12 protein-coding genes are annotated in these 12,439 nt (G+C 39.5%); 10 read left to right on the forward strand and 2 right to left on the reverse strand.

The genetic code is table 11. The annotated features are described in order from the left end of the window. Nucleotides 1-11 precede the first annotated feature (11 nt). Genes L4C37_RS19150 through L4C37_RS19190 form a run of 9 tightly spaced genes read left to right on the forward strand, consistent with a single transcriptional unit; the run spans nt 12 to nt 8,240 of the window. On the forward strand, nt 12-1,247 hold the full coding sequence (locus tag L4C37_RS19150; RefSeq protein ID WP_429769456.1) for a CpaE/TadZ family protein: 1,236 nt from the start codon (nt 12-14) through the stop codon (nt 1,245-1,247). Continuing rightward, nucleotides 1,247-2,527: a TadA family conjugal transfer-associated ATPase gene (locus L4C37_RS19155; RefSeq protein ID WP_137372759.1), complete on the forward strand. Its 1,281-nt coding sequence runs from the start codon at nt 1,247-1,249 to the stop codon at nt 2,525-2,527. The genes L4C37_RS19150 and L4C37_RS19155 overlap by 1 nt, the downstream gene beginning before the upstream one ends. Beyond that, nucleotides 2,524-3,453, forward strand: coding sequence for a type II secretion system F family protein (locus L4C37_RS19160; protein WP_273296630.1), 930 nt, complete (start codon nt 2,524-2,526; stop codon nt 3,451-3,453). Before L4C37_RS19155 ends, L4C37_RS19160 begins: the two co-directional genes overlap by 4 nt. Next, a complete protein-coding gene (locus L4C37_RS19165) occupies nt 3,453-4,337 on the forward strand; it encodes a type II secretion system F family protein (RefSeq protein WP_429769458.1) in 885 nt (294 codons plus the stop codon). The genes L4C37_RS19160 and L4C37_RS19165 overlap by 1 nt, the downstream gene beginning before the upstream one ends. Continuing rightward, nucleotides 4,330-5,103 carry a tetratricopeptide repeat protein gene (locus tag L4C37_RS19170; protein WP_429769460.1) on the forward strand — a complete coding sequence of 258 codons (774 nt, stop codon included), beginning with the start codon at nt 4,330-4,332 and terminating at the stop codon, nt 5,101-5,103. The genes L4C37_RS19165 and L4C37_RS19170 overlap by 8 nt, the downstream gene beginning before the upstream one ends. Further along, entirely contained in the window at nt 5,093-5,659 is a 567-nt protein-coding gene (locus L4C37_RS19175; protein ID WP_273294077.1) for a TadE/TadG family type IV pilus assembly protein, read from the forward strand. Before L4C37_RS19170 ends, L4C37_RS19175 begins: the two co-directional genes overlap by 11 nt. Next, a complete protein-coding gene (gene tadF / locus L4C37_RS19180) occupies nt 5,643-6,179 on the forward strand; it encodes a tight adherence pilus pseudopilin TadF (protein ID WP_137372812.1) in 537 nt (178 codons plus the stop codon). Before L4C37_RS19175 ends, tadF begins: the two co-directional genes overlap by 17 nt. Nucleotide 6,180: 1 nt before the next feature. After that, nucleotides 6,181-7,611: a TadE/TadG family type IV pilus assembly protein gene (locus L4C37_RS19185; protein WP_429769462.1), complete on the forward strand. Its 1,431-nt coding sequence runs from the start codon at nt 6,181-6,183 to the stop codon at nt 7,609-7,611. Nucleotides 7,612-7,622: 11 nt separating this feature from the next. After that, nucleotides 7,623-8,240, forward strand: a complete 618-nt coding sequence (locus L4C37_RS19190; RefSeq protein ID WP_429769464.1) for an OmpA family protein — start codon at nt 7,623-7,625, stop codon at nt 8,238-8,240. Nucleotides 8,241-8,329: 89 nt separating this feature from the next. On the opposite strand, the gene L4C37_RS19195 is transcribed toward L4C37_RS19190, so the two are convergent. Continuing rightward, a complete protein-coding gene (locus L4C37_RS19195; protein ID WP_429769493.1) occupies nt 8,330-8,977 on the reverse strand; it encodes a glutathione S-transferase in 648 nt (215 codons plus the stop codon). Nucleotides 8,978-9,206: 229 nt separating this feature from the next. Between L4C37_RS19195 and L4C37_RS19200 the strand changes: the two genes are divergently transcribed. Then, complete coding sequence (locus tag L4C37_RS19200) at nt 9,207-11,462, forward strand: peptidase U32 family protein (protein ID WP_137372765.1); 2,256 nt, start codon at nt 9,207-9,209, stop codon at nt 11,460-11,462. A gap of 183 nt (nt 11,463-11,645) precedes the next feature. On the opposite strand, the gene L4C37_RS19205 is transcribed toward L4C37_RS19200, so the two are convergent. Further along, nucleotides 11,646-12,083 carry an acyl-CoA thioesterase gene (locus tag L4C37_RS19205; RefSeq protein ID WP_137372766.1) on the reverse strand — a complete coding sequence of 146 codons (438 nt, stop codon included), beginning with the start codon at nt 12,081-12,083 and terminating at the stop codon, nt 11,646-11,648. Nucleotides 12,084-12,439 lie beyond the last annotated feature (356 nt).

Consider the following 12,439-nt stretch of genomic DNA (forward strand, 5'->3'; position numbering starts at 1 on the left):
AGGTCATTAAAATGTTTGATTTAGTCGATATTCTAAAAACGAAAAGTGACGCTAAACCTGTTACTCAAGAATTGATTACAACTGTGCTCTTTTATCAGACTCAGGAATGTATGGATCTGGTAGAAGAAGCTTTTCGATTTGAGGGGCTCGTTTCTCCTTCAATGCTTGAAAATTCGGATCAAAATATTCAGCAACATATCCGTGACTCTCAAATTTCAGTGGTCATTGTTGAGCTCAACCAAAGCTCGAACGTATCAAAAGATATGGAGCGTATAAGCCACCTGTTGCCAAATGAAGCTTCTGTCATCGTGATTGGTAGTGAAGATGCAATTTCAACAATACGAAACCTCAAAGGCATGGGCTTTTACTATGTCTTTTGGCCTATTCCTAAGCAAGAATTAATAGATTTCGTTCGTAACGTAGACAGTAACCGCAAGCGAAATAGCGGTCTTGGTAAAGATAGAACGGCGAAAAAAGTAGCGGTTTGGGGCACGAAAGGGGGAGTCGGTGCCACCTTAATGACGGCTGAAATTGCTTATGAACTTTCTACAAAGAAAAACAGTTCATGCCTTATCGTTGATCACGATTTTCGAGGTGGGAATCTAGATATCTTTTTGAGTTTAGATAAACACGAAAAGAAGCCAGTTACGCGAAGTTCCATTACGGCGAGTTTAGACGCGACTTACGCTAGCAGTATGGTAAAAAAAATAAGCGGTATGCTATCGGTTCTTTCAATCGAATCTGAAGAATTGAATGAACTTGAACTGAAAGAATACGCTAGAACCTTGTCTGATCAGCTATCAGGTCAATTTAACTTTATTCTTGAAGATTTGTCTCGTTCTTCAAACTGCAAACAAGATCTTAATTATATCTCTGAGCATTCAGACATATTGTTGCTAATGATTGAACCTACCGTTTCTAGCCTACGCGAAGCTAAGCGTGTACAGAAGCATATGGACATTATGTCTTCTAAAACGAGAACGGTTTTTGTGCTCAATTATACGATGCCTGAGAATGCAGCGACCATAACCGAAGTGGATATTAAATCGTATTTAGGGAAGTCTGCGGATGTAGTGTGTCCAAATGATCCCAAGCTAGGAAAAATGGTTTTAGACAAGAAACATATGTATGAAATGAATTCACCTGTAGGGCGAAGTGTTAATCGTATTACGCATTTATTATTAGGTCAGAATGAGCAAAAGCAGAAAAAATCCATCATTCATCGTTTGCTTAAGCGAGGCGTATAATGGATTTCGCTCAGAAAGCTTATGTCGAGATCCGATCTCAAATATTTGATGCTTTGGACGCCGAAGCGGTAAATTCACTCTCGAAAAGTGCTTTAACTAAGCAACTCGGTAATGCCGTTGAAATGCTTGTTGAGAAACTAGGTTTGTCTGTCGCTACGATAGTAAGAGCCGAGTATGTTCAAAGCTTAGTTGATGAGTTACATGGGTTAGGTCCACTGCAAGCACTGATGGATGATGAAAGCATCAGTGACATTATGATCAACGGTCACCAAAATGTATTCATTGAGCGAAATGGACTGGTTGAAAAATCTGCGGCTATGTTTATTGATGAGCAGCAGCTTCAGCAGATTGCCAAGCGTATTGCGAGCCGAGTAGGACGTCGTGTAGATGAATCCTCTCCAACTTGTGATGCTCGTTTAGAAGATGGCAGCCGTGTGAATATTGTTATTCCTCCCGTTGCAATTGATGGCACTTCTATCTCGATTCGTAAGTTCAAAAAGCAATCCATTAACTTTTCTCAACTTGTTGATTTTGGTGCAATGAGCCCTGAAATGGCAAAGATATTGATGATTGCAGCCCGGTGCCGTTTAAACATTCTCATTTCAGGTGGTACGGGTTCCGGTAAAACAACCATGCTCAATGCATTGTCCCAGTTTATCTCTGAGAAAGAACGGATTGTGACGATTGAAGATGCGGCAGAGCTGCGTTTACTTCAGCCACATGTGGTTCGTTTAGAAACAAGAACCGCCGGAATTGAAGGCTCAGGTCAGATAACCCAACGAGACCTGGTGATCAACTCACTTCGTATGCGCCCAGATAGAATTGTTGTGGGTGAGTGCCGTGGCTCTGAAGCATTTGAGATGTTGCAAGCCATGAATACAGGTCATGATGGCTCCATGTCGACACTGCACGCCAATACTCCACGAGATGCGCTCGCAAGGGTTGAAGCGATGGTAATGATGGCGACCAGTAATTTGCCTTTAGCCGCGATACGCAGAACCATTGTAAGTGCAGTAGACATTGTTATTCAGATCAGTCGCTTGCACGACGGTAGCCGTAAAGTGATGAGTATTACCGAGGTGATTGGTTTAGAAGGTGATAACGTTGTTTTAGAGGAGATCTTTAAGTTTCAACCTTCTATGAGCCAAGATACTGGAAAGGTGACAGGTAAGTATGTCACTGCAGGGTTGATGCAACGTTCTGTTTTAGTAGAAAAGGCTCGTTTCTTTGGGCTAGAACAGCAGCTTAATGAAGCGTTCTCTGTCGGTATTCCTGCATGATCTATTGGCTTGCATTGATTGGTGGTGGCTTAGCGGTAATGATCGCTTATTGGCCAAATAAAAATAAGGCAAACCGTCATTTTTATTTAGAAGAAGCGGCACAGACATTGCGCGTTGAGTCTATTGAAGAGGCACAACAAGCGGTCGATCTTGCTTCTTTGTCAGACCGAAAGTTACATGTTCGATTATTGCAAAAACTGAATAGAGTGAAACGCCAAGTAGGCAAGTTAGCGTCTATCAAGATTGTGGCTTATTTAGTTGTGCTGGGTGTTATTGCTTCTGCTCTAAATACTTATCTGATTCGCGGCAATATTCTCTACGTGACCCTAGTGTGTGAAGTAGTAGGAATGTTACTTGGCTATAGCTGGCTACAAAAACGTGAAAAAAAACAATTTGATGAAGCTTTTCCTGACGCATTAAACATGTTAGCGAGTGCGGTCAGCGCTGGTGAAAGTATCATGCATGCCATCATTTACGTTGGTAAATCATTAGAAGGTGAAGTCGGACAAGAATTTAGACGAATGGGCGAAAGGTTACAGTTAGGTGAAAGCGCTGACTCTGTTTTTCGTAAATCTTGTAGCCGTTTCCCTTACCCTGCTTTTCATTTTTTTGTAATTACTTTACGTGCCAATATGCAAAGAGGGGGACAATTAAAAGACGTAATAAGTCGATTGAACCGTTTGATGTTTGACAGCCGTGCCGTAGAAAAAAAGAAATACTCTATGACGTCAGAAGCTCGAATGTCGGCGAAAATCGTGGCCGCAATTCCTATGATATTTCTTTTTGGCTTGCAATTTGTTAGTCCGGAAAACTATGAATTTATTATGTTCGACCCTGCTGGGAAACCACTGCTTTACTATCTGATTGCGAGTGAATCTATTGGTCTTACTATTGTCTGGTTGCTAATGAGAGGGGCGCAGAATTAATGTCAACTCAAATGAACCTATTTATTGTTCTGATTACACTATCTTTTGGCGTTGGAATCATTGTTTATTTGCTATTTAGCAATTACAGACGCAAGCAAACATTTTATAGCTACTTAACACATGAAGATAATAAGCAAGAACCATTGGAAGAAAATAATACGAATGTTTTTAATTCATTAATATCTCAATTTACGTCGAGTGAAGAAGAGATAAATAAAAAATTCGCAGATGCTGGTCTAGAAGGCTTTCGATTCAAGCGTTACTACATGCACATAAAGTATGGTGTATTTTTAATTGGGGCGATTAGTTTCTATTTTCTATCAACGTTTAATGTTGTAGAAGCGAATACAGTACTGATCGCTGGCGTGGTGTGGTTTATCTTTTGTGTCATAGCACCAGACAGCTACCTTGCCTATATGAAAAAACGCTTAATTGCGCATACTTCAAGCCAATTGCCGTATTTATTAGATCTCTTGGCAATATGTGTACAAACAGGTATGACTTTGGAGTCGGCACTTAGCTACCTTGCTAATGAAATGAAGGGCTTTGATAAGAACTTAGCTAAGTTATTAGCAAAAACTAATGAACGTTCTAGAGTCGTTGGATTAGAAAGGTCGCTTGATGAATTGTACTTACGGATCCCAAGTCCTGAGATGCGCAGTTTCGTGATGACTCTCAAACAAAGCTTGCAATACGGGTCTTCAATCTACTCCGTTTTAACGACGTTAGCTGCCGATATTAGAGCGGTAAACATGCTTCATGTAGAAGAAAAAATCGGTAAGTTAGCCGCTAAAATGTCGATACCTCTAATTCTTTTTATCATGATGCCAATTGTTTTTATTATTGTTGCTCCTGGAATTATGAGGTTGATGGCTGATGCTTAAGAATATGTATCTTATTGTGGCTTTATTGTTTATTAATGGCTGCACTTCAGGCGGTACGCCTCAACCTGAGCCTTACAAAGCGACCGCTAGTAACCGTGAGTCTATGTTAATTCAGAGTAGCAATCATAATCAGCTGATCGAGCTTTATAAACAGCAATTACAAGTGGCTGAAGATGTTGAAACTCGGATTAAACTCGCCAATGTTTATCAGGCTTCGGGTGATTTTGATTCGGCGCTGTTTGTTTTAGAAAGTGTTGATGATTTGGAGACTAATACTTCAGCGCTAAAAATTAAGGCCAAAGCCAAATATCAATTACGAAAGATATCGAGTTCTCTCGCTTTGACTAAAAAAGCACTAGAGCTTCAACCAAAAGATGGCGAATTGCATAATTTGCTTGGTATTTTGTATTCTGAGCTAGGCGACTTTAATGCGGCAGAGGCTTCGTTAAACCAAGCACGCCGTTATTTTTATAATGATATAGCAGTCAAAAATAATTTGGCTACGGTTTATATGCTGCAAGGGCATTACGATAAAGCTGTTAATTTACTTACCCCGCTTTACCAAAATAAACCTGAAAATGAAATGGTCCGTTCAAACCTAGTCATCGCATTAGTTAAATCTGGTGATTCTTACCAAGCGAAAGCAATACTAAAGCAGCATTACAAACGTAAAGATCTAGACAGTGTTTTAAAGGCGATTGAAGCAAGCAGTAAAGTTATCCGAAGCGGACATTCTCTTCCCTTAGAGTCCAATTATGAATATTAAATCAAATACATTTTCGCGAGTAATTTTAAGAAAAAAACAGCGTGGTGTAGCGGCGATCGAATTTTCATTAGGCTTTATGGCTTTTTTTCTGATGTGCATGACTTGGGCTGAAATTGGGTATATGGCGCATATATCGTCAGTGACGGATGTCGCTATATCTGAAGCGGCTCGTGAAGCTAAGTTAGTTTCTCCAAGCTATGACGCTAATGGCAGATTAAGCTCTAATTCATCCAATGAATTTATGACAACATTTAAAAATGTAATCACGCAGGAGAGTGCTCAATACGGAGGTCTTGTCGACAGTAATAACTATCGATTTACCATCCAATATTTAAAAAGCATTCAAGACCTAGGTGACTATGTTGGTGACTGTCGGGGTGAGAGTGACACTAGCTCTGAATTAGAGTGTGGTTCATCGGAAGCTAGCGCAATTGCGGTTTATGCCGTTGAGTATGATTTTGAACCAATGTTAAGCCAATTCATTGCCGTTCCGGGCATGTTCAGACGTGAGGTTATTGTTGTACAGGAGTATGAGCGTGATGCATTCGATTTCTAAACAGAAAGGCAACTTTTCAATTGAGTTTGCTCTTCTTGGCGTTGTATTCGCGACCTTGATGATCTTTACGTCAGACTTAGTTATCAAACTCTCCATGCAAGGTAAATTAGATAGGCTTTCATATTCAGCCGTCAATATCTTAAAAGAACGTACACAGCTTTATTCACCTAATAACTCTGAGATAACTAATGCCAGCGCGTTAGAGTTACACCAAATAATTGCTCAGTCTTTACAGCGAACAACCGGCGATTATTCAAATGCAAATATGAGTTCTACCTTTGAGTCTTTGACATTTTCAGATAACACGACTTCTGCTTTGACCACGATAAATCAAAGTGGAGGGTGTTCACTTGCTCAAACTTTACAAGATTATGATGCTCTATCGATGATCACAAGCTGGGGGCGCAGAGCGTCTCTATATCGTGTGACTATTTGCTATGAAACAGATAATTGGGCTGGTGAATTATTAGATGCGAATTTCACGACCATACAATCCTCTTCCATTATGATGGGGCGCTAATATGTTACCTAGTTTAAGAAAGCAAAGTGGGCATGCTGCATTGCTGTTTGCTTTGATCATTCCAGGGGTATGGGGCTTATTTACATTAGCGATTGATGGTTCCCGAGCATTACAAAATAAAGCTCGTTTAGGAGATGCAGCAGAAGTATCAGCTTTGGCTCTTGCAGCTAGAAATAGTGAAAATGAACAAGAAAACAGAGCTCTTGCTACTTTGTATATTGATGCTTACTTAGARGATAAAGAAAGCATTCAATCAATTAATATTGTTAGAACAGAATGTAAAGCGAGTTCTCAGACGGACTGTGACGGTGGAACTCGTTATAACGAATATGCCATTGATATTGTGACAACCCATAATTCTTGGTTACCGACAAACGGTGACTTGGTAGGATTTGGTGAAACTTATGATGTGAGCCATGACAGTATTGCACGTAAGTACCAAGGGGATAGCATAGACATTTCTTTTGTTGTCGATTATTCGGGTTCCATGAATGAGAATTGGAAAGGGAAAAAGAAATATAAAGCGGTACGAGAGATTGTTAATTCAGTATTAGATGAGCTCGATAAATACCAAGACACGGCTTTAACGTTGAATCGTGTTTCTATCATTCCTTACTCTGAATATACCGACAAACTAGGGTCCGATGGCATTACTGAATGCAGAGATAATCAGTTGTTACAGCAGTGCAGAAACCAATGCTACAGCACTTATAGTCAGTGTTACTCCAGCTGTAATAGCTGGGATTGGAATTGTAGGAATAGATGCACTTCGACATATTATGATTGCGAAGACGATTGTTATGACCATTATGATAACCGTGGAACGATTGAGTTTATTGATGAGTTGCATTATGCCAATACTAATAGCAACACGGTTGATCCGACTGTAACTGTTAATAATATTTGGAATAATCAAGCTGATAATAGAGACATGGTTTGTAATTTTGATAAGTACGACAATGATTCTTATCCATTTTTTAACTTGAGTTTCACCGATAACTTTACCTCCATAAAAAACAGCATGAAGAACTTTAGACCGGATGGTTGGACAGGTTCCTATCAGGGAATCATCAAGTCTGCTCAGTTTTTCGGTGACTTGACGGATCCTAACCCTAGGCAATTAATGGTCATACTCTCAGATGGGCTAGACAAAGTGGGGAATGGAACATTTAGATACGGGACCCCAACTGCAAGCTTGGTCAATGCGGGTATGTGTACTGAGATAAAAGCTGAGCTAAACAGTAGACAAACTAATTCAAACCGACCCGTTAACTTCCAAATGGCGTTTGTTGGTTTTGACTATACCGTTAGTGATAATCAAGCTTTAGCGAATTGCGTTGGTATCGAAAATGTTTATGACGCAGCAGATCCAGATGAATTACTCGATATCATTCTTAATTTAATTTCAGAAGAAATAGGGCACTTAAAGTAGGAAATATGAAAATGAAACGAACTCTTATCCTAATCACAGCTTTGGGTCTGGCAAATACAGCATTTGCTTCGACTTCTTCTGAACTTTTTAATTATTACTGCGCGAAGCCGTCACTGGATAAAGCGGTGAGTGTTGAAGCCGGTGACGTGGTTACCGTTATCCCAAAAGCGGGAAGCATGAACCTAGTCGTGGCCTATGAAAATGATACTAACATTGAGCTTTCAGAGTTGATTGCTAATCAATTTAAAGTCGATAAAGATTGCTCTGAATTTCTTATCGCAAATGGACACCTTCAAAACGCCTCACAAGGGGATGTGCTAGCAAGGGTGTACTTTGATTTTGATAGTTCTACGTTGTCTAAACAATCAAAATACATACTAGATAAAATCATTCGAATTGCGCAGCACACGGATAATGACTTTTTACTTGAAGGTCACACTGATGCAAGAGGAAGTGAAAATTATAATTTCACACTTGGTCTAAAGCGAGCACAAGCGGTTGGGACACTTTTAGATGAAAGTGAAGTTAATACTTTGGCTTCTTCTCAAGGGGAAAGCAGCCCTGTAGCGAATAATACGACTCAGGCGGGCCAAGCTAAAAATAGACGAGTTGAGATTATTCTAAATTAAGTGAATTATTATAGTAGAGAGAAAAATGACTGAATACTAAGGTCATTTTCTCTCTGTTAGTTCATCGAAAGTTACTTAAAGATAGAAAGTTACTTAAATAAAAACTCCTGCTGGCTTTCAACCCACTGCGGATATTGCTTCACTATTCTTGTATATAAAGCACTCTCATAATGGGTCTTCAACCAACGACCAACACCTGAATATTGAGACTGAACAAACCACTTCTTTTCAACTCTTGAAAACTGACTGACAAAAGGCATTAATGCGTAGTCAGCAAGGCAAGGCATCTCACCAAATAAATAGGCGTGCTTTTTCAAGCGCTTTTCTAAGTCGGAGATGAGTTCTTCACATAGGTTTCTACGTTGCTCTAGGTCATCATTATGGTATCTAGCGGATGCTCTATATTGTTCTAGAAGAGGTATGAAATGCGTATCGCTTTGACTGACTAATTCTATAATTTCGCTTGCTATTAAAGGCTCATCCAAACGAAGTAAATTGTGCGGATCACTATTGGATAAAGCCCATAACATAATATCTAGGCTTTGCTCTATCACTTCTCCATTATCTAGAACGATCACAGGCACAGTGCCCTTTGGTGAGGCTTCTAATAACTCCTTGGGCTTATTGCGAGTAACAATATCTCTTAGCATTACGGATTGCTCTGCTAGCAGTAATCCCATTCTTGCCCGCATCGCGTATGGGCAACGGCGTAATGAGTATAAAGTGGGTAGCGACATCATTCCCTCTAGCGGTTTGGTTTATTAAAGTAAGTGGTAAAACAGATCTGCCTTTTAGCATATCTAATTACGGATAAAATTATTCACTATATATTTAATTTCAAAGCCTATTTGCTAAATAATTAATGTGATTCAAGTCAATAAAAGCTAGATCTGTGGTAATGAATAGGTGATGTCGTTAGAATACGCGCTCAAAAAAATTATAAGTTAAGCAAGTGAGCGGTTTCAAATGAGCAGAAAAATTGAGTTATTAGCCCCTGGTGGCGATGTAGAAGCAATTAAAGCGGCCATCGTTGCGGGAGCAAACGCGGTTTATTGTGGTTTAGACACCTTCAACGCTCGTAACCGAGCATCCAACTTATCATTAGATGAATTGAACGGTGTAATTCGCCTTGCTCATGAATATGGTTGTGAAGTGTTTTTGACTCTGAATGTTGTACTTTTAGAGCATGAAATTAAGAGCATCAGCAAGTTGTTAAACCAACTGGTGAATACCAAACTGGACGGCATTATTGTTCAAGACTTGGGTTTATTTGATCTAGTTAAGAAGCACTTTCCATCACTAGATGTCCACGCTTCTACTCAGCTTACAACACACAATGAAGGTCAGATTAAGTTCTTGTCTAAAATTGGCGCTACTCGCGTTAACCTTTCTCGTGAGCTGAACCTACCTGAAATCAAAATGCTGACAGAAGTCGCACATGATCATGATGTACTAACGGAAGTGTTTGTACATGGTGCTTTGTGCATTGCTTTCTCGGGGCAGTGTTACTCAAGCTCTGTAAGTGTGGGTAATTCAGGAAACCGTGGTCGTTGTAGCCAAGCATGTCGCGATGAATATGAAATCACGAATGCTGGTAATAAGTTCCCGCTTAACTTAAAAGATAACTCTGCTTATTACGACTTACCGGAATTGGTTGACGCAAAAGTAGATTCTTTGAAAGTTGAAGGGCGTATTAAAGGCGCGCACTACGTTTACACCGTGGTTGATACATGGCGTAAACAGATTGATAGCTTCGTTGAAAGCGGCCTATTGATCGAAGATGATTCGAACCTACATAAAGTATTCAACCGAGATTTCACAAACTCTTTCCTTAAGGGCAACTTAACGAAAGATATGTTCATTGATAACCCTCGTGACAACAGCGTCAATTATGCAGTTGATAAAGCCGCATCCGAAACTGATTCTATTTCAGTGGTTCAAATCCAAGAAGTGACTGACAACTTATACAGTTCTAAGAACGAGCTTGGCGAAGAGATGCGTGAAAAAATTCAATATTTGGATATTCGCAAAACTTCACTAACGTTAGCCTTTACTGCAAAGCTTGGCCAGCCTTTTAAAGTGTCTGTTATTTCAGATAAAGAAACGTTTGAAGTGACATCGCCATCTATTCTTTCAGCTGCCGGTGAGAAAGCCATTACTACTGAGCTTTTAGAGAAACGCTTTAAGTCTGTGAAAAGTGCTATTCATAGCTTAGACAACTATGACTTTGAGCAGTTAGATGCGGGCTTAGCGATTCCACTAAAAGAAGTGACTGCGTTGAAAGAAGAAATTGATTTCATCTTAAATGGCTCAGTTAAAGTGATTAAGCACGTTGAAGTTCCAGCTTTGCCTAAATACCCTAAAGTAAATGACACTCCAACGTTATCAATGCTTATTGCGGATGTTGAAGATTTACATTTATGTGATGTGACTGAAGCCGATATTTACTTCAAATTGCCAGAAAGCTTTAAGAAACGTTGTAATAAATACATCGATATCCTTGCTGAAAATCCTCGTTTGATTCCTTGGTTCCCAGCGGTATTGATCGGTAAAGATTACGATGAAGCGGTTCGTATTTTAGAAGAAATTAAACCGGCACGCATCGTCACGAACAACACTGGTATTGCTTATAAAGCTTACGAGATGGGAATTGAGTGGGTCGCAGGACCATTCATGAATACGACCAATTCACATGCATTAGTGACGCTGAAAGAAGAGCTTAACTGTGCGGGTGCATTTATCTCAAATGAGATCAATAAAGGTCAAATTCGCCACATTAGCCGCCCAGAAAACTTCAAACTGTTTTACAGCATCTATCACCCAATCTTGATGATGACGAGCCGACAGTGTTTCTTCCAAAGAACGGTAGGTTGTAATAAACCAAGTATCGAAGCTGGCTGTATGCTGAAATGTGAGAAAGCAACGACTATCACAAACGTGAAAGGCATTTCATTTGCGGTTGATAAGCAGAAAGGTGGTTACCCAAGTATTTATAACCATGAGCAGTTCTTGAATCATGACGCCGTGTCAGACTTCTCAGGTTTATTCGATGAGTTCTTTATTGACCTGACTAACATTGGTGCAGGCTCAAAAGAAGTACAAGATAAAGTCGAGTTAATTAAGCATTTCGAAGGATTAATTAATGGTGTTGAAGGTTCAGAGCAGAGCTTGGAAAGCATGGTTGAAGTTCGCACTAATGCTCAGTATGTACAAGGTCTGTAATGTCTTAAGGTTGAGTTTAGCTCGATACTAGAAAGCCACATACAAGTTGAATACTTATATAATTAAAGCACTGGATGTTCCCCATTCAGTGCTTTTTTATGTTTTTGATAGCCAGCCATTTTCAAACTATTCAAAATACTCAAATATTGAGCTCAACGATTCACTTGTCTACTCAGCTTTCTTTTATTGAGTCACTAACCCGTTCATTTCTTGAATGGCACTGTGCAAGCGAATCGACAATAACGCTTTCTGGTTTGATGCAAAGTCAAACATCACGATAGTTGCATTTCCAACTGTGGTTACCTTTTGCTGTTTACTGCTGACAATGGTGTATTCCATTGTAAATCGATCATCCTGAACATCGGTGATTTTTGATCCAATCAACAAAGTATCAGGATAGGTGACAGGTCGAAAATATTTACAGTAGGTATCCCCCAGAACAGGACCAATTTTGGTCACTGCCATTTCTTCCATTAGCTCGACGTGTTTAAAGAAGTCCAAGCGTGCTGTTTCGAAATACCGAAAATAAACGGCATTGTTGACGTGATTCAGAGCGTCCATTTCACCCCAAGCGACAGGGATTTCAGTAATCACAGGGTAGTCAGCTAACAGTGTATTCATAAAGATCCTTCTTAATTATTCGTTTATCCACTTTTGGGATAAATCCTCGTTGGAATAAAAACTCTACATCCTAGTTAACAAACGTGCAACATGCGTGAGTTGGATTTATGAACTTACGAGAAATATGTTTTCACATTCAACCGACATCTAAATGAATTTTAAAAAACCAAGTAACTAATGAAAAATGAAATAGATCTCTGTTTTTCATGGAGCTGGTGGGCTTACTAGCTATAAAAGTGCATTGGTATATATAGGTGGAGCTGTTCGGATTTTTGAGTTTAATCTAAATGAATATTATTTGTATTTAGCATATTGCAAGTGTATAAATGCGTCTCTGTTAATGGTTTTATTAATTT

The sequence above is a fragment of the Vibrio kagoshimensis genome (assembly GCF_050337535.1).
Taxonomy (GTDB): domain Bacteria; phylum Pseudomonadota; class Gammaproteobacteria; order Enterobacterales; family Vibrionaceae; genus Vibrio; species Vibrio gallaecicus.